Here is a 17,375-nt window from a genome sequence, read left to right as displayed (position 1 = left end):
CCTTGCCCGAAGAGGCTCCCTTACAGGTCGGAGACCTGCAGCTTGGCGCGATTGGCGACCTTCTCGCGGGTCTGCTCGCGCTCGGCCTCGGGCAGCGGGATCAGGCCCAGGTCACCCAGGTAACCGCCCTCGCCGATCATGGTCTCGGAGACGAACATGTCGACGTAGTCATACAGCGGCGGCACCTCCTCCGCGTGCTGGTTCTTGACGTAGAACCACAGCGAGCGGGCGATCGGGTAGTCGCCGGAACTGATCGCCTCGGGCTCGGCCTCGACGCCGTCGATGGCGGCGGCGATCAGGGCATTGGGGTTCTCGACCAGGAAGGAGTAGCCGAAGATGCCGAAGGCCTCGGTGTCCTCGGTGAGGCGCTGGACGATCAGGTTGTCGTTCTCGCCGGCGTCGATGTAGGCGCCGTCGGCACGGATCTCGGTGTAGGCCTCACCGCCGTAGGCGTCCATCTCCTCGGAGGCGGCTTCCATCACCAGCTCCTCGAAGGCGTCGCGGGTGCCGGAGGTGCTGGGCGGGCCATAGACGGAGATCTCGCGGTCCGGCAGGGCGGCGTCGATGTCGCTCCACTTCTGGTAGGGGTTGTCCACCAGCTCGCCATCCACCGGCACCTTGGCGGCCACGGCCAGGAACAGCTGCTCGAGGGTCAGGTCGACGCCCTCGTTGGTGCTGGACTGGGCGAAGACGATGCCGTCGGAGCCGATCTTGACCTCGGTGACATCGGTCACGCCGTTCTCGATGCAGCGCTCGACCTCGGAGGCCTTGATGCGACGCGAGGCGTTGGTGATGTCCGGAGTGCCCTCACCCACGCCGTTGCAGAACAGGCGGATGCCGCCGCCGGAGCCGGTGGACTCGATCACCGGCGTCGGGTACTCGGTCACCGCGCCGAACTCTTCGGTCACGTAGCTGGCGAACGGGTAGACGGTGCTGGAACCGACGATGCGGATCTGGTCGCGGGCGTGGGCCACGGTGGCCACACCCATGACGGCGGCGGCAATAGCGGTAGTCTTGAGGATGCGATTCATGGAGCGATCTCCTGATGGGGGCAGTGTGCAACCTTCACGAGTGACACCTTGCCCCAACCAGATGACAGCTTTATGACATGGCGGTCATGGTGGCTGGAGGCAGGTCGACCCCGCGGCAAGGCATACCCTGCCGCAGGGAGATGACAGCACCATGACATTGACCGCCGCGCTCGCGAGGAGGACGGGGCGCAAGGACCGACCGGGTCACAGCAGCAGCCCCAGCGCCGCCAGGGTGCACAGCGCCAGGGACGCCCCCTGCAGCAGCCGGCGATCGAGGCGATGGGCGATGCGCCCGGCCAGCCAGCTGCCGGCCATCACCCCCGGCGCGAAGGTGAACGCCATGGCGAAGTGCCAGGCGCTCACCATGCCGGCGGGCGCCAGGGTGGCCAGGGTCATCAGCGCGGTGACCACGAAGAAGGCCGAGAGGGTCCCGCGCAGGCGATCCGGCGACAGGCCATGCAGCAGCAGCACCATGGGCGGGCCGCTCAGCGCGGCCACGGTGCCGAAGATGCCGGAGAAGACCCCGGCCCCGAACAGGGTGGCGCGGTTGACCGGCAGTCGTAGGCGGAACAGGGTCACCACCACCGCGAACAGCACGCTGCCGGCGATCACCTTCTCCAGCACCGCCAGCGGCGCGGCGACCAGCAGCCACAGCCCCAGGGCGTTGCCGGGCACTCGCCCCGCCAGGGCCAGGCCGATCTCGGCGAGGCTCACCTCGTGCCGATAGTGGCGCAGGGTGGTCAGCGCCACCGTGAAGCCGAACAGCACCAGCACCACCGGCACCAGCCGCGGCTCCAGCATCAGCAGCAGCGGCGCCCCGACCACCGCCAGGCCGAAGCCGGTGGCACGCTGCACGAAGGCCCCCAGCGCCAGCACCAGGGCACAGCCCAGCCAGGTGGCGCCGCTCATGTCGAGCCAGCCGGTCAGCCCCGCCTCAACCATGGGCCGGCTGGCGCTCCTGCCCCACCAGCATGCGGATGCCGAGGTTGGCCAGCAGCGAGGCGCCGAGCATGGTGCCCACCATGGGCCAGGCACTGTCGACCTCGAAGGCGCCCACCAGCACCCCCGCCAGGGCGCCGCTGGAGAACTGCAGGCTGCCCTGCAGGGCGGCGGCGGTGGCGCTCATGTGGGGAAAGCGGTCGAGCAGCGAGGTGATGGCGTTGGGCGCCACCAGGCCGATGGTGCCGGCGAACAGCATGATCAGCGGCACCATGGTGGCCAGCGACTCCAGGCCGCTGGCCACCATCAGGGCCAGCCCCAGCGCCGCCGTGAACTGGATGCCGAGCCCCAGGCGCAGGTTCTGCAGGGGGGTGCGCCACCTCAGCAAGCGGATGTTGAGCCGGTTGGAGGCCACCATGGCCAGCACGTTGACCCCGAACACCAGCGGGTAGAGCGAGGGGGTCAGCGCGAAGTGCTCGAGGTAGAGGAAGGGCGAGGCGGTGACGAAGGCGAACAGCCCGGCGAAGGACATCGAGGCGGCGGCGATGAAGCCCATGGCGCGGCGGTCGCCCAGCACCGAGGCGTAGTTGCCGAGCACCTGCCGCGGGGTGGTGGCGAAGCGTCCCGGGGCGCGGGTCTCGGGGAGCCGCGTGCCTAACAGCCACATCAGGAAGCCGGCATAGGCGGCCAGGAACACGAAGATCAGCCACCAGTCCGCCAGGTAGAGCAGCCCGCTGCCTACCACCGGTGCCACCAGCGGCGCCATCAGCATGATGATCGCCATGGTCGACATCACCTTGGCCGCCTCGCGGCCGTGGAAGCAGTCACGCACGATGGCCGCCGAGTTGACCACGGTGGCCCCGCCCCCCAGGGCCTGGACGAAGCGCCACGCCAGCAGCTCGCCGAGCGAGCCCACCGTGGTGATCACCAGGCTGGCCAGCAGGAACACCACCAGGCCGCCGAGCAGCACCGGCTTGCGTCCCACCCGATCGGAGACCGGCCCGAACACCAGCTGGCCCAGGGCGAACCCGGCCAGGAAGGTGGAGAGCGAGAGCTCGGTATGGTGGATGCTGGCGCCCACCTCGTCCGCCAGGGCGGCCATGGCCGGCAGGTAGGCGTCGATGGCGAAGGGGGCGAGCGCTGTGTTGGCCGCGACCAGCAGCGCCAGGCGGCGGGCGTTGAGCGTCAAGGCGACTCCTCGGGGGTGACAGAGGACGTTGAATAGACCGCTAATGATAACCGATCCCCGCGGCCCCTGCCGGCCTGTTCGCCCCCGCGGTGGCTTGCTAGAGTGGAAGGCCGATTCAAGGAGGAGCCCCCATGGCCGACGACCTGCTTTCCCAACTCAAGGCGATGACCACGGTGGTCGCCGACACCGGCGACATCGAGGCCATCCGCCGCTTCCAGCCCACCGATGCCACCACCAACCCCTCGCTGATCCTGCAGGCGGCCCAGCAGGAGGGGCGGCGCGCCCGCCTGGCCGAGATCGCCGGCCAGGCCACCGATCTCGACGACGCCCTGGACGCCGTGGCGGTGGAGATCGGCAGCGAGATCAGCGCCCTGGTGCCGGGCTACGTCTCCACCGAGGTGAGCGCCCGGCTCTCCTTCGACACCGAGGCGACTCTGGCCCGCGCGCGTTCGCTGATCGAGCGCTACGCCCGCCATGGGGTCGGCCCCGAGCGGATCCTGATCAAGGTCGCCGCCACCTGGGAGGGCATCCGCGCCGCGCGCCAGCTGGAACGCGAGGGGATCCACACCAACCTGACGCTGCTATTCAGCTTCGCCCAGGCCCAGGCCTGCGCCGACGCCGGGGTCACCCTGGTCTCCCCCTTTGTGGGGCGCATCCTCGACTGGCACAGGGCCCAGCAGCCGGAGGCCGACTTCGACGGCGACCGGGACCCCGGCGTGCAGTCGGTGAGGCGCATCTACGAGCACTACAAGGGCCACGGCTACCAGACCATCGTGATGGGGGCGAGCTTCCGCAACAGCGGCGAGATCAAGGCGCTGGCCGGCTGCGACCGCCTGACCATCTCGCCGGCGCTGCTCGAGGAGCTGGCCGGGAGCCAGGGAACCCTGGAACGGCGCCTCACCCCTCAGGATGCCGAGACCCGCGCCCCGGAGCCGCTGGACGAGGCGGAGTTCCGCTGGGCCCTCAACGAGGATGCCATGGCCACCGAGAAGCTGGCCGAGGGGATCCGCAAGTTCATGGCGGACCAGCGCAAGTTGGAGACCCTGCTGGGCGAGCTGCGCCGGGGCTGAAGCGACTCGCCCGGCGAAGATGCCCCACGACGCATCGGGCGCCACCTCTGCGAGGTGGCGCCCGATGCGTCTCTGCAACCGGAAGGTCGGGAGGTGACAAGCCTCAGCGGTGGGAGGTGGCCTCCTGGGCCTCGAGCATCTCGACGAGGGGCTGGAACTCCTCGCGGTTGTGCTCGTTCATGCGCATCAGGATGCGGTGCGCCTCTAGGATGCGCCGCCGGGTCTCCTCGACGTCGCAGGGGATCTCGGGCAGCTCGCACAGCTCGCGGGTCTCGGTGATCGGCGCCTCGACCATGGTGAAGTAACGTGAGAAGCCCATCACGTCGAGCATGCGTCGGATGTCGTCGCTGTCGGCCACGATGGTGGGACGCTCGGCCAGGCGCCCCTGTACCGCCATGGCCACCTTGGCCAGGAAGCCCAGGGCCGTGGAGTCCACGTTGGTGGCGTCGCGCAGGTCGATGATCAGGGTTTCCAGCCCCGGCGTCTGCGCCAGCTGTTGGGCCTGGCTGTCCAGGGTGGCGCACAGTGTCAGGCGAACGTCCCCGCACAGCTTGAGGATGAAGACGCCGGCGTCGAACGCCGCCTTGATGCGCCCTTCATGAATCTGCATGGCCAAATCCGCTCAACATCATGATCGTCAGGTCGTCGGGCAAGGCATCCTCGCCCGGCGTGAGGTCCAGGGCCAGGTTGGCCCTCAGGTCCGACAGCGTCGCGCTGGCCTCGACCTGCCGCTCCAGTTCCCTGAGCCGCGCGTCGAGCGTATCGCCCGGCAGGCACTCCAGTACTCCATCGGAACACAGCCACAGGCGGAAGTTCTCCGGCAGCGGACGGCCCAGCGTGGGGTAATCGGCGCCCGGAAACAAGCCCACCGGCATGCCCTCGCCAGCCAGGGGGAGCGCCTTGCCGTCGGCCACCAGCAGCGGCATGGGCAGCTGCGCGCCCAGCGAATAGTGCAGATAGCGACGCTCGAGGTCAATGATCCCCACGAACAGGGTCGCATGCTTGCCGATGCCGGTGTCCAGCAGCTCGCGGTTGAGGTCCTCGAGCCAGCGCGCCGGCAGCGCCTCGGGGTGCTCGCCATCCCACTCGTGCTGCCAGCGGTTGGCCAGGTACTTGAGCAGCACGGTGACGAAGGCCGAGGAGGCGCCATGCCCGGAGACATCGGCAAAGTAGAACAGCAGGTAGCGCTCGTCGAGCAGGTGGAAGTCGAGGAAGTCACCGGAGAGATAGAGGTAGGGGGCGAACCAGTAGTCGCAGTGGACCCCGCCCAGGGTCTGGGGACGCGGCGGCAGCATCTTGCGCTGGATCTGGCCGCCGGCCTGCTGGTCCAGGCGCAGCATCGCCAGGTGGGTCTCCAGGGTCTCGTTGAGCTCCTCGAGGCGCGCCTGGTCCCGCCGCCGTGCCTCCTCCAGGGCCCGCAGCCGGATCACCTTGCGGATCATGCGGCGCAGCAGCTGGCCATGACGACAGGGCTCGACGATGTAGTCCACCAGTCCCGCGTCCACCGCCGAGAGCAGATCCGGGGCGTCGCGGCTGTCGCTGACCACCAGGGTGGGCAGGCGCTCGCACAGCGTCGGCCACTCGTCGGCCGGCACCGCCCGCACATGGGCCACCACCAGGTCGACCGCGGCGGGCAGCTCGTCGGCATGGCCCACCGCCACCACCGCCAGGCCGTCCCGGGCGATGGTCTGGGCCAGGGCATCCCGCGCCGGGCCCGGGGCGTCGATCACGCCGATCAGCTGCTTGGAGCGCTCCATGTGTCGGCCTCAGTCGGCGAAGGCGTCGTCGAAGTCGGCGTCGTCGAACCCGAAGTCGTCGCTGGCGAAGGGGTCCTCCCCCAGCTCGCCGTCGCTGACCTCGAAGCGCCGGCGCTGCAGGTAGGCGTCGCGGATGAAGGCGTAGCGGTCGCCCTGGATCAGCGCCTCCTGGTCGAGCAGCCCCGCCCGGGTGTCGATGATGCGCAGCGCGGTGAGGCCGAGGCGCGTCTCGTCATCCTCGACGTAGGTGGTCGGGTAGCTGTACATGTCGGCGGGCAGGCCGCCGGTGTCGCGCAGGGTGCTCGGCCCCAGCAGCGGCAACACCAGGTAGCGCGAGTCTTCCCAGCCCCATACGCCCAGGGTCTGGCCGAAGTCCTCCTCCTGGCCGGTGATCTCCATGCGACTGGCGACATCCCACAGGCCACCGATGCCCACCGTGGTGTTGATGAGGAAGCGCGACATGGCGATGCTGGCATTGCGCCCCTTGCCCTGCAGCAGGCTGTTGAGGACGGTACGCGGCTCGCCGAGGTTGGAGAAGAAGTTGCCCACCCCGGTCTCCACCGGGTCCGGGGTGACGAAGCGGTAGCCTCGCGCCACCGGCTTCAAGGCGTAGCGGTCGATCACCTCGTTGAAGGCGAACACCTTGCGGTTGAAGCCCTCCCAGGGGTCCTCGGGGCGCGGCTCCTGCTGCACGCCCCCTCCGCTGGCGCAGCCGGCCAACAGCCCGGCCGCGGCGATTCCCAGCAGGGCGCGCCCGCCGCGCCGTCCCTGTGCCTTGTGGTCGCTCATCGTGGTCTCCCTGCGTGTGTACGGGTCGATCATGCCGTCATTGGGCACGGCGTACCACCACGCTGCCCGCGCTGTAGCCGGCACCGAAGGAGCAGATCACCCCGGTGTCGCCGGCGGCCAGGTCGTCGCGGTGCAGGTGGAAGGCGATGATCGAGCCCGCCGAGCTGGTGTTGGCGTAGCGGTCGAGGATGATCGGTGCCTGCTCGGGGCTCGGCTCATGGCCCAGCACGCGACGCGCGATCAGGTCGTTCATGTGGCGGTTGGCCTGGTGCAGCCAGAGCCTCGCCAGGTCGTCGCCACCCAGGCCAAGGCTCGCCAGGTGCTCGCCGATCAGCGCCGCCACCAGGGGGCAGACCTCCTTGAACACCCGCCGCCCCTCCTGGACGAAGAGCTTGTCCGCGGCCAGCGGGTCGGCATCGGTGACCCGGTTGAGGAAGCCTGAGTTGTTGCGGATGGCGTTGGAGAAGCGCGTCACCAGCCGGGTGCCGAGGATCGCGAAGCGCGCCTCGGCGGTGGCCAGGTCGTCACGCTCCAGCACGATGGCGGTGCAGGCGTCGCCGAAGATGAAGTGGCTGTCGCGGTCGCGGAAGTTGAGGTGCGCCGAGCAGATCTCGGGGTTCACCACCAGGGCGCGGGTGGCGTTGCCGGCGCGAATGGCGTTGGCCGCGGTCTCGATGGCGAAGGTCGCCGAGCTGCAGGCCACGTTCATGTCGAAGGCATAGCCGCCGGCGCCCAGCGCGGCCTGCAGCTCCACCGCCACCGCCGGGTAGGGGCGCTCCAGGTTGGAGCAGCCGACGATCACCAGGTCGATGTCGGCCCCCGCCACCCCCGCGGCGTCCAGCGCCTGGCGGGCGGCGTCCAGGCCCATCTCGCACTGGATCGAGGGCTCGTCGTTGCCGCGCTCACGCAGCCGTGGGCGCATGCGCTCGGGGTCGAGGATGCCCTCGGCATCCAGCACATGGCGGCTGTGGATGCCGGAGGCCTTGACGATGAACTCGCTGCTGGAGGGCGCCAGGGGCTCGCGCTCCCCGGCCGCGATCGCCTCGGCGTGGCGCGCGTTGTCGGCCTCCACCCAGGCGTTGAAGGACGCCACCAGGGCGTCGTTGTCGATGCTGTGCGCCGGCGTGAAGAGTCCCGTGCCGGTGATCACCACTTGCGTCATGCGTCTCTCCTTGCCGCGGCCTGAGCCGCCGTGGCCGCCTCGGCGACCGCCATGGTCGGGCGCCTATCCGCGCCCGGTGATCTCGGCCCAGCGCTTCTCGAGGCGCTTGGCGGAGACCGGGAAGGCCGTGCCCAGCTGCTGGGCGAAGAGCGATACCCTGAGCTCCTCGATCCACCAGCGGAACTCATCGAGCTCGGGGGGCACCACGCCGCCGCGTCGCTCGCTCTCCAGGCGCGCCTCGAGCCGCGCCTCGAAGTCCTGGACCTGCTGCATCTGCATCTGGTCGCGGTTGCGCTCCCGGGGCGCCTTCTCCAGCCGGATCAGCGCCGCCTCCATGTAGCGAGGATACGCCTCCAGCCACTCCCCCGCCTCCCTGATGAAGCCGGGATGCACCAGGCGGGCCATCTGCGCCTTGAGGTCAGCGTAGACCAGCGCCAGGGCCAGGTTGAGGCTGCCCTTCAGCGCCTTGGTCACGGCCAGGTGCCCCTTGAGGGCCGCCTCGAGGTGCTCCAGCCGGCGCTCCGCCTCCGGGCGCAGCGCCTCCCGGCACTCGGCCAGGCGCGCCGCCAGGGCCTCGGCGGAACGCGGCAGCGGGTCCACCGCCACCACCCGGGCGAACACCGCCCGCACCAGGTCATCGGCGAGCTGGCGCTTGCTGCCCACCTTGGCGAACAGCAGGGCGCAGGTCTCCACCCCCTTGAGGCGCTCGATCTCGCGCACCGTCTGGGGCAGCTCGCGCATGGCCAGCGCCACCACGCCGTCGCGATGGGCCAGGCGCGCCTTGTCGGGATGATCGAAGAGCTCGACCCGGAAGGCCTCGGCGTGGGGCACCAGCGCCGGGAAGGCCTCGACCCGGATGCCCGCCTGGGTGGTCACCCGGGACTCCGGCAACGCCGCCTCGGGCAGCCCGGCCAGGTGGTCGGCAGCGCTGGCCTCCCGGGCCAGGGCGCGGGCACCCTCCCCCGCGGCCTCCTCGAAGCGCCGCTCGAGCGCCCGAAGGTCGCGCCCCTGGCCCAGGGGGCGCCCCTCGTGGTCTACCACGCGCAGGTTCATGATCAGGTGCGGCTCGAGCTGGTCCAGACGCCAGTCGTCGGGGTGCACCCGCACCCCGGTGCGCCGGCGCAGGAACTCGCCCAGCGCCTCGGTGAGGGGGATATCGTCCGGGGTCATCGCCTCCAGCGCCGCGTCGACCCAGTCGGGGATCGGCACCACCTGGCGGCGGATCGCCTTGGGCAGCGACTTCATCAGGGCGATGCACTTCTCGCGCAAGAGGCCCGGCACCAGCCACTCCAGGCGCGCCACCGGCAGCTGCGGGAGCATCGCCGCGGGTACGGTGAGGGTGACGCCGTCGTCCTCGGCACCCGGCTGGAAGTGGTAAGCGAGCGGGTAGCGCACCCCGTCGAGGAGCAGCTCGTCGGGATAGTCGCTGCGGGTGACCTCGCTGGCCTCGCGCGCCAGCAAGGCGTCGCGGTCGAACTTGAGGATCTCGGAGTCTTCGGCCTCCGCCTTCCGGCGCCACGCCTCGAAGCCCTTGCCGTTGAAGATGTCCGCGGGGATCCGCTCGTCGTAGAAGGCGAACAGGGTCTCCTCGTCCACCAGGATGTCGCGGCGCCGGGCGCGGTCCTCGAGGTCCTCGACCTCCTCGACCAGGGCGCGGTTGTGGGCGAAGAAGTCGCCGCGGGTGCGGAACTCCCCCTCCACCAGGGCGCGGCGGATAAACAGCTCGCGGGCCTCGGCCGGGGCGATGGGGCCATAGTGCACCCGCCGGCCCGAGACGATGGGCAGGCCGAACAGGGTCACCTGCTCACGGGCCACCACCTGGGCGCGCTTCATCTCCCAGTGCGGGTCGGAGTAGCTGCGCTTGACCAGGTGACCGGCCACCGGCTCGATCCAGCGCGGGTCGATCCGCGCCACGGTGCGGGCGAAGAGCCGCGAGGTCTCCACCAGCTCGAAGGCCATCAGCCACTTGGGTGCCTTCTTGGCGAGCCCGGAGCCGGGGTGGATCACGAACTTGCGGTTGCGCGCGCCCAGGTAGTCGCGGTTCTCGGTCAGCAGGCCGAGGTGGGAGAGCAACCCCGGCAGCAGCGCACGGTGCAGGGTCGCCGCCCCCTGGCGGCGGGCCTCGGCGCGCGCCTCGCCGTCCGTCTCCGGTTCGGCCGGGCGCGGCGGCGGCACCTCGATCTCCATGTCGCGCAGCAGCTGGCGCAGCTGGCGGAAGGTGTCGTGCCATTCGCGCATGCGCAGGTAGTTGATGTAGCGCTCCTTGCACCAGCGCCTGAGCTGGTTGCCGGAGAGCTCCTCGCGGGCCGCCTCGAAGCCGTGCCAGAGGTTGAGCAGCGCCATGAAGTCGGACTCCGGGTCCTGCCAGCGGCGGTGGGCCTGGTCGGCGGCCTGGCGCTTCTCCGCCGGGCGCTCCCGGGGGTCCTGCACCGCCAGCCCGGCGACCACGATCAGCACCTCGCGAAGCCCGCCCTGCTCGGCGCCTGCCAGCACCATGCGCGCCAGGCGCGGGTCGATGGGCAGCCGCGCCAGGCGCCGGCCGAGGGGCGTGAGGCGGCTCGCCTCGTCCACCGCGCCCAGCTCGAAGAGCAGCTTCAGGCCGTCGGTGACGAAGCGCGCATCCGGCGGGTCGACGAAGGGGAAGGCCTCGATGTCACCGAGCTTCAGCGACAGCATCGAGAGGATCACCGAGGCCAGATTGGTGCGGCGGATCTCGGGGTCGGTGAATTCGGGGCGCGAGAGGAAGTCGTCCTCGTCATACAGGCGGATGCAGAGGCCCTCGGCCACGCGGCCACAGCGCCCCTTGCGCTGGTCGGCGCTGGCCTGGCTGATGGGCTCCACCGGCAGGCGCTGGATCTTCGAGCGGTAGCTGTAGCGGCTGATGCGCACCAGGCCCGGGTCGATCACGTAGCGGATGCCCGGTACGGTCAGCGAGGTCTCGGCGACGTTCGTGGAGAGCACGATGCGCCGCCCCCGGTGGGGGGCGAAGACACGGTTCTGCTCGGCGTTGGAGAGCCGCGCATAGAGCGGCAGGATCTCGGTGCCCTTGAGGTCGGCGCGGCGCAGGGTATCGGCGGTCTCACGGATCTCGCGCTCGCCGGGCAGGAACACCAGCACGTCCCGGGGGCCGTGGAGCCAGCCCTTATCGCGCTCGACCCGCTCGATCTCCTCCACCGCATGGAGGATCCCCTCCTGCAGGGTACGATCCTCCTCGTCGTCGGCCTCGCGCGCGAGCGGCCGGTAGCGCACCTCCACCGGGTAGGTGCGCCCGGAGACCTCCACCACCGGGGCCGGCGCGGCCTCGCCATCCTGGCCCGGCAGCGCGAAGTGCTCGGCGAAGCGCGTCACGTCGATGGTGGCGGAGGTGATGATCACCTTGAGGTCGGGACGCCGCGGCAGCAGGCGGCGCAGGTAGCCGAGCAGGAAGTCGATATTGAGGCTGCGCTCGTGGGCCTCGTCGATGATGATCGCCTCGTAGCGGGTCAGGTCCGGGTCGTGGCGGGTCTCGGCCAGCAGGATGCCGTCGGTCATCAGCTTGACCAGGGTGTCGTCGCCGCTCTGGTCGGTGAAGCGCACCTGGTAGCCCACCTGCTCGCCAAGCGGGGTCTCGAGCTCCTCGGCCAGGCGGGTGGCCACCGAGCGCGCCGCCAGGCGACGCGGCTGGGTGTGGCCGATCAGGCCGCGCCGGCCGAGGCCGAGCTCCAGGCAGAGCTTGGGCAGCTGGGTGGTCTTGCCGGAGCCGGTCTCGCCGGCCACCACCACCACCTGGTGCTTCTGGAGGGCGGCGAGGATCTCCTCGCGGCGCTCCACCACCGGCAGCTCCGGGGGATAGTTCAGGGTCACCGGGCGCGCGGCGCGGCGCTCCACCAGGCCGGCGGAGCGCGCCATGGCCTTCTCCACCTCGGCGAGGCCGCGATCCACCGGCTTGCCCTCCTTGAGCCGTCGGGCCAGGCCCTTGAGGCGTTTCTCGAGGCTACCGCGGTCGCGCAGCAACACGCCGGCAAGCCCCTGGCGCAGGGCGCGCAGGCGGTCGGCATCGGACAGGCGTTGGGTGGCGGCGGGGGTCTCGTCGGACACGGCGACTCCGGTAGGGGCTGACGGCAACGCCCGCGCCGGGGACTCCGGCGCGGGCACCTTATTGTAACGCCGCGTCCATGGCGGCGGCCAATCGCTGGTTGGGGCGTAGATAGCCGCTCTGCTCAAGGCTGTTCCGGCGACAGGCCTACGAGGGGGCGCTACGAGTACGTCCTTGTAGGCTACCTCGGCCATCCCTGGTCCTCGGACCCCCTCTTCGACCTGTCCCCGGCGCCTTTCGCTGTCCTCGCATGGCTAACGACGATAGCCCTGGCGAGGGCTCAGTCGCCCTTGCCGGCCTTCTCCCGCTCCTCGTCACGCAGCTGGCGGCGCAGCACCTTGCCCACGTTCGTCTTCGGGAGCTCGTCGCGCAGCTCCACGTACCTGGGCACCTTGTAGCCGGTCATCTCCTTCTTGCACCAGGCGCGCAGCGACTCGGGGTCGAGGTCGTCGCCGCGCGGCACCACGAACAGCTTGATCGCCTCGCCACTGGTCTCGTCGGGCACGCCCACCGCGGCGGACTCCAGCACGCCGGGGTGGGTGGCGACCACGTCCTCCACCTCGTTGGGGTACACGTTGAAGCCCGAGACCAGGATCATGTCCTTCTTGCGGTCGACGATGCGGATATAGCCCTCCTCGTCCAGCACCGCGATGTCGCCGGTGTGGAACCAGCCATCGTCGTCGATCACCTTGATGGTCTCGTCGTCGCGGTTCCAGTAGCCCTTCATCACCTGGGGACCCTGCACGCAGAGCTCGCCGGGCTCGCCGAAGGCCAGGTCGTTGCCGTCGACATCCACCACCTTGACCCGGGTGCCGGCCACCGGCTTGCCGATGGTGCCGATGCGGATGGCATCCACCGGGTTGAAGCTGACCACCGGCGAGGTCTCGGTGAGCCCGTAGCCCTCGGCGATGTCGCAGCCGGTGACCTCCTTCCAGCGCTCGGCCGCAGCCTTGGTCAGCGCCATGCCGCCGGAGATGGTCAGGTGCAGCCGCGAAAAGTCCAGGGCGCGGAAGTCCTCGCGGTTGCACAGGGCGTTGAACAGGGTATTGAGGCCGATGAAGGCGGTGAACGGCAGGCTCTTGAGCTCCTTGACGAAGGCCGGCAGGTCGCGCGGGTTAGTGATCAGCACCGAGTGGTTGCCGGTCTCCATCAGGAACAGGCAGTTCACCGTGAAGGTGTAGATGTGGTAGACGGGCAGCGGCGCGATCACCACCTCCTCGCCATGGTGGAGCCCCGGCCCGATGGCCTGCCCCGCCTGGAGCATGTTGGCCACCAGGTTGCGGTGGGTGAGCATGGTGCCCTTGGCCAGCCCCGTGGTGCCCCCGGTGTACTGCAGCGCGGCGATGTCATCGAGGTCGCGCTCGACGTCGCGATGCTGGCGCGCCGCGCCCACCTTGAGGGCCTGACGGAAGGCGGTATGGCCAGGCAGGGAGAAGGCCGGTACCAGCTTCTTGACGTGCTTCACCACCAGGTTGATCAGCGGCCGACGCGGGAAGGCATGGAGGTCGGCGAGCTGGGTAACCACCACGTGCTGGATGTCGGTGCGCTCGAGCACCTTCTCGAGCTTGTCGGCCATGTTGGCCAGGATGACGATGGCCCGGGCGTCGGAGTCCTTGAACTGGTGGGCCATCTCGCGCTCGGTGTAGAGCGGGTTGGTGTTGACCACCACCAGGCCGGCGCGCAGGGCGCCGAACACCGCCACCGGGAACTGCAGCACGTTGGGCAGCTGGATGGCGATGCGATCGCCCGGCTCAAGGGTGGTCTCGTGCTGCAGCCAGGCGGCGAAATCGCCGGAGAGGCGATCCAGGTCGGCGAAGCTCAGGGTCTGCCCCATGCAGCTGAAGGCGGGCTTGTCGGCATACTTCCCCACCGCGGCGTGGAAGATGTCGGTCACCGACCGATAGGCCTCCATGCCCTCCAGGGCGGGGCCTTCGAGGACGGGGGCGTTGGCATGCTCACTCATGGCGTCTCTCCGCGCTGCGGTCGATGGCTCATCGACGCTTGTTGTTCTCTCCGGGCTACCTTACTACCGCCCCGGGCGCGCTGCAAAACGATCGATTCAAACTATCGTTTAAACGCATCCCGCCGCCGCCCCGGGCTCCGGCTCACGCCGCCCGTAACGGGCACGGATGGTGCCGTCGCGCCACACCAGCAGCTCCCCCGGGGCCATGCGCTCCCAGGCCTCGTTGTCGGTCAGGGGCTCGGTGGCGATCACCGAGACGATGTCGTCCGGGGTGGTGTGCTCGGCGAAGTTGACCGCGAGCTCGGCGTCGGAGAGGCTCGCCTGGCCGAAGGGGGCACGGCGGGTGATATGCGCCAGCTTGGTGGAGCAGAAGGTGTAGAGGTAGTCACCGTCGGCCAGCAGCAGGTTGAACACCCCCAGGCCACGCAGCCGTTCGCAGAGCTGGTGCAGCAGCCGCCACATCCCCTCACGCTCGACATCGTTGGCGGGACGCCGCGGGAAGCGCCGGCGCAGCTCGCCCAGCAGCCAGCAGAAGGCGTGCTCGCTGTCGGTGTCGCCCACCGGGGTGTAGAAGCTCAACGGCAGCGCCTGCCAGCCGGCGAGCTGGCCGTTGTGGGCATAGCACCAGGGCTGGCCCCACATCTCGCGCACGAAGGGGTGGGTGTTGGCCAGCCGCACCTGGCCGACGTTGGCCTGGCGGATATGGCTGATCACCACATGTGACTTGATCGGGTAGTCGCGAATCAGTCGAGCGATGGGCGAGCGCACCGAGGGGTGAGGGTCGCGGAAGTCGCGATAGCCCCCCTCCTCGTAGAAGGCGATGCCCCAGCCGTCGCGGTGGGGGCCGGTGCCGCCGCCGCGATGCAGGAAGCCGGTGAAGCTGAAGCAGATATCGGTGGGCACGTTGGCACTCATGCCCAGCAGCTCACACATGGAACACCTCGGGGCGAGTTTGGCTTTGCAAATCAGTATGCTGCAAGACGGTCAGTCTCACAAATCGGCGGTTGTCTCACGCCTGCCTAGTAGCCCGTCGAGCAAACCGCACCACCTAGACACGCGAAAACGCCCCGACCTGAATGGCCGGGGCGTTTCCTTTGGTGCCTGCTATCTGCTCTCACACCTCCACCGTCACGTCGGTAAGGTCCGGCGCTTCGCCCTTCACCTCCCCCGCTTGCACGAACGCCTTGAGCCCGACGGCGACACCCTGCCCTCTCGCACGCAGGGTACCGCCGCCGGGGAGTGAGAGGGTGGAGGTGCCGTCGCTGTTGTGGCTGGTGACCTCACCCACCAGCAGGGGGTCGCGGGGGATGAGGTCGAGGAATTGGCGGTAGAGGTTGCGGGCCATCAGGCGGTCTCCTCGAGGTGGCGTTCCAGCTCGGCGGTTTGCTCGACGACCAGGGCGGCGCGGTTGCCGCTGCCCTCGAGGCGGGCGGCGACGCTGACGGCGCGCACGAGGCCGCGCCAGTCGTCGCCGTCGGGATCGACGCGCAGCAGCTGGCCGGTGGCGAGCAGGCCGGCGAGGTCGCTGGCGACGGGCAGGGCCAGAGTCTCGCGGGTTTGCTCGCCGCTGGCGGAGAGCACGGCGATGCCGCGGCCGCGGGCGGGAGCCTGGCGGGTGATCAGCGGGTCGACGATCATCTCGCCGAGGCGGTCGCCGGCGGTGCCGGCGCGCTTGACCAGGGCCAGCACGCCGGTGGTCTCGCCGCTGACGTAGACGGCGTTGAGCGCCTCGCTGGGGCGGTACTGGCTGCCGAGCCGGGTGAGGATGTCCGGCGGCAGGGTGACGTCAGGCGCCTCGCCCTGCCAGGCCCAGTGGGGCGCGGCGTAGCGCGGGGCGATGATCAATCGCGGCTGGCTGGGGTGGGCCTGCACCACGGCGCCGGCGGCGGTGGCGATGGCGCTGATCGCCTCGATGGGTGTGCGGTTGGTGTAGTGCCAGGCCGCGGGCTCGACCAGCCAGTCATCGATCTGCCAGTCCAGCGTCCAGCCAAGGGGCAGCTCCTGCTCGGCGAGCTGCCGGGCGGTGCGGGTCTGGGTCTCGGTGTAGCTACGCGCGGCGGCGTGGGGTGCGCCGAGGTAGGCGGCCAGGCTGCGGGCGCTGAGTGTGATCGCCGGCAGCTCGCCCCAGGCGCGGCTGCGCTGCCAGTCGTCCAGCACCACGCGCCAGGTGTGGCCGTTTAGGGTGGCCTCGAGCTCGACGGGCTGCGGCGCTTCGCGCACCAGGGCGATGGAGGGCTCGCCGATCACGGTGGCACGCAGCTCCCAGGCCCAGGAGTCGGCGTCGATGGCCACGCTGATGGCGCTGGCTTCGAGGGCCTGGCCGGTGGCCACCAGGGTCAGGCTGGCGGAGTTGCTCACGAGATAGGTCCTCTGGATTGGGACGCGACCGTCGTCCGGCGGCTCGAGATCGGCGCAGGGGTCCACGCCGAAGGCGAGATCCCACACGCTGGGCGGCGGCGCGCAGAACTGCAGGTCGAGCGAAGGCGTGTAGGGCTCTGGGCCGGGCTCCGGCGGCTCAACCGGATGCGGGCTGATGCCGGGCGGTGGCCACTGGGCATCCTGGTAGTCGTCTCGCCAGCCGAGCGGGCGCCACTCGCCGAGCTGCCAGTCGCTGCCCCAGTGCCGGGCGAGGATGCGGCTGGCCTGCTCATAGGGCAGCCCCCACGCCTTGCGCAGGTGCGGCAGGTAACGGTTGCGCGCGGCGGCGGCGATCCACTCACGCGCGGCATCCTGCCAGGTGTCACCCTGGCGGCGGCGTTCGCGTGGCAGGTGGCGGTTGCTGGCCTGTGTGGCGGCGGCCACGGCGGCGGCCAGCTCGGCGCGCCCCAGAACCCGACGCCACTGGCGCGGCAGCATCGCCGCTGGGGCGGTGGTGGCGCGGCTCAGCGCGGCGGCCTGCTGGTAGCGGCTGGCGGTGTGGGCCCGGTGTCGGGCGCTCTCGCCATAGGCACCGGCGGTGTGCCGGCCCAGGGCGCTGGCCTGCTGCCAGGCACTGCCGCCGATCACCGAGGGATCGCGATAGACGTTGATGTCGCGCGTGGCGCGGGCCATGGCCACCGGCTTGGGAAGCGTGGCGGCCAGCTGGGCGCGAACCAAGACGCTGGCCGCGGCGGCCACACTCGGCGCGGGCTGAGTGACGGCCAGTTGGGCACGCAGCACCAGGCGGGCCTGGGCGGTGACCAGGGGCGCCGGAAGTTGTGCCGAAACGCGCAACGCGCGCTTGGGCACGGTGGCGCTGATGGCCACCGTGGGGGCCGGCAGGGTGACGGCCAGACGCGCGGCGAGCGTCTCAACATCGCCGCCGCCGTCGGTGGTACCGAACTGCAGGTCGACGGTACCGACCGGCTCGCCGTACCCGGGCGCACCGAACTGGAGATTGATCTGGGCCATGCCGGCTCCT

The 17,375-nt window shown here is 70.4% G+C and carries 13 protein-coding genes; 1 reads left to right on the top strand and 12 read right to left on the bottom strand.

Annotated elements, in window-relative coordinates; genetic code table 11:
- Window positions 1-20 precede the first annotated feature (20 nt).
- The 3 genes from BLP95_RS09095 to BLP95_RS09085 form a co-directional block, all read right to left on the bottom strand.
- A complete protein-coding gene (locus tag BLP95_RS09095; RefSeq protein ID WP_089678441.1) occupies window positions 21-1,031 on the bottom strand; it encodes a substrate-binding domain-containing protein in 1,011 nt (336 codons plus the stop codon).
- A gap of 204 nt (window positions 1,032-1,235) precedes the next feature.
- On the bottom strand, window positions 1,236-1,973 hold the full coding sequence (locus BLP95_RS09090; protein WP_089678439.1) for a sulfite exporter TauE/SafE family protein: 738 nt from the start codon (window positions 1,971-1,973) through the stop codon (window positions 1,236-1,238).
- Entirely contained in the window at window positions 1,966-3,159 is a 1,194-nt protein-coding gene (locus BLP95_RS09085; protein ID WP_089678437.1) for a Bcr/CflA family multidrug efflux MFS transporter, read from the bottom strand. Before BLP95_RS09085 ends, BLP95_RS09090 begins: the two co-directional genes overlap by 8 nt.
- 131 nt (window positions 3,160-3,290) lie before the next feature.
- On the opposite strand from BLP95_RS09085, the gene tal reads away from it, so the two are divergent.
- Complete coding sequence (gene tal, locus BLP95_RS09080) at window positions 3,291-4,229, top strand: transaldolase (protein WP_089678435.1); 939 nt, start codon at window positions 3,291-3,293, stop codon at window positions 4,227-4,229.
- A 103-nt stretch (window positions 4,230-4,332) separates the two neighbouring features.
- Here tal and BLP95_RS09075 read toward each other — a convergent pair whose 3' ends face one another.
- The 9 genes from BLP95_RS09075 to BLP95_RS09035 form a co-directional block, all read right to left on the bottom strand.
- Window positions 4,333-4,839 carry an STAS domain-containing protein gene (locus BLP95_RS09075; protein WP_089678433.1) on the bottom strand — a complete coding sequence of 169 codons (507 nt, stop codon included), beginning with the start codon at window positions 4,837-4,839 and terminating at the stop codon, window positions 4,333-4,335.
- A complete protein-coding gene (locus BLP95_RS09070) occupies window positions 4,826-5,986 on the bottom strand; it encodes a PP2C family protein-serine/threonine phosphatase (RefSeq protein ID WP_089678431.1) in 1,161 nt (386 codons plus the stop codon). The genes BLP95_RS09075 and BLP95_RS09070 overlap by 14 nt, the downstream gene beginning before the upstream one ends.
- Before the next feature lie 9 nt (window positions 5,987-5,995).
- Complete coding sequence (locus tag BLP95_RS09065; RefSeq protein ID WP_089678429.1) at window positions 5,996-6,775, bottom strand: MlaA family lipoprotein; 780 nt, start codon at window positions 6,773-6,775, stop codon at window positions 5,996-5,998.
- A 37-nt stretch (window positions 6,776-6,812) separates the two neighbouring features.
- Window positions 6,813-7,937: a beta-ketoacyl-ACP synthase III gene (locus BLP95_RS09060; RefSeq protein ID WP_089678427.1), complete on the bottom strand. Its 1,125-nt coding sequence runs from the start codon at window positions 7,935-7,937 to the stop codon at window positions 6,813-6,815.
- A 63-nt stretch (window positions 7,938-8,000) separates the two neighbouring features.
- Entirely contained in the window at window positions 8,001-12,014 is a 4,014-nt protein-coding gene (gene hrpA / locus BLP95_RS09055) for an ATP-dependent RNA helicase HrpA (RefSeq protein WP_089678425.1), read from the bottom strand.
- A 278-nt stretch (window positions 12,015-12,292) separates the two neighbouring features.
- The gene (locus tag BLP95_RS09050) at window positions 12,293-13,975 is read right to left on the bottom strand and encodes an AMP-binding protein (RefSeq protein ID WP_089678423.1); all 1,683 of its coding nucleotides are present in this window, start codon (window positions 13,973-13,975) and stop codon (window positions 12,293-12,295) included.
- Between the two features lie 108 nt (window positions 13,976-14,083).
- Window positions 14,084-14,908: a class II glutamine amidotransferase gene (locus BLP95_RS09045; protein ID WP_089678422.1), complete on the bottom strand. Its 825-nt coding sequence runs from the start codon at window positions 14,906-14,908 to the stop codon at window positions 14,084-14,086.
- 181 nt (window positions 14,909-15,089) lie between these two features.
- Window positions 15,090-15,320: a hypothetical protein gene (locus BLP95_RS09040; protein WP_089678420.1), complete on the bottom strand. Its 231-nt coding sequence runs from the start codon at window positions 15,318-15,320 to the stop codon at window positions 15,090-15,092.
- Complete coding sequence (locus BLP95_RS09035) at window positions 15,320-17,365, bottom strand: hypothetical protein (protein ID WP_089678418.1); 2,046 nt, start codon at window positions 17,363-17,365, stop codon at window positions 15,320-15,322. Before BLP95_RS09035 ends, BLP95_RS09040 begins: the two co-directional genes overlap by 1 nt.
- Window positions 17,366-17,375 lie beyond the last annotated feature (10 nt).

Origin of the sequence: Halomonas shengliensis (assembly GCF_900104135.1) — a bacterium.
Classification (GTDB): Bacteria; Pseudomonadota; Gammaproteobacteria; order Pseudomonadales; family Halomonadaceae; genus Halomonas; species Halomonas shengliensis.
This window is presented reverse-complemented; position numbering and strand designations above follow the sequence as displayed.

What these genes read in the sequence shown, in the direction of transcription:
- BLP95_RS09090 (WP_089678439.1), bottom strand. Translation starts at nt 1,973, where the DNA reads ATGGTTGAGGCGGGGCTGACCGGCTGGCTCGACATGAGCGGCGCCACC.
- tal (WP_089678435.1), top strand. Translation starts at nt 3,291, where the DNA reads ATGGCCGACGACCTGCTTTCCCAACTCAAGGCGATGACCACGGTGGTC.
- BLP95_RS09045 (WP_089678422.1), bottom strand. Translation starts at nt 14,908, where the DNA reads ATGTGTGAGCTGCTGGGCATGAGTGCCAACGTGCCCACCGATATCTGC.
- BLP95_RS09075 (WP_089678433.1), bottom strand. Translation starts at nt 4,839, where the DNA reads ATGCAGATTCATGAAGGGCGCATCAAGGCGGCGTTCGACGCCGGCGTC.
- BLP95_RS09040 (WP_089678420.1), bottom strand. Translation starts at nt 15,320, where the DNA reads ATGGCCCGCAACCTCTACCGCCAATTCCTCGACCTCATCCCCCGCGAC.
- BLP95_RS09095 (WP_089678441.1), bottom strand. Translation starts at nt 1,031, where the DNA reads ATGAATCGCATCCTCAAGACTACCGCTATTGCCGCCGCCGTCATGGGT.
- BLP95_RS09060 (WP_089678427.1), bottom strand. Translation starts at nt 7,937, where the DNA reads ATGACGCAAGTGGTGATCACCGGCACGGGACTCTTCACGCCGGCGCAC.
- BLP95_RS09050 (WP_089678423.1), bottom strand. Translation starts at nt 13,975, where the DNA reads ATGAGTGAGCATGCCAACGCCCCCGTCCTCGAAGGCCCCGCCCTGGAG.
- BLP95_RS09065 (WP_089678429.1), bottom strand. Translation starts at nt 6,775, where the DNA reads ATGAGCGACCACAAGGCACAGGGACGGCGCGGCGGGCGCGCCCTGCTG.
- BLP95_RS09070 (WP_089678431.1), bottom strand. Translation starts at nt 5,986, where the DNA reads ATGGAGCGCTCCAAGCAGCTGATCGGCGTGATCGACGCCCCGGGCCCG.
- BLP95_RS09035 (WP_089678418.1), bottom strand. Translation starts at nt 17,365, where the DNA reads ATGGCCCAGATCAATCTCCAGTTCGGTGCGCCCGGGTACGGCGAGCCG.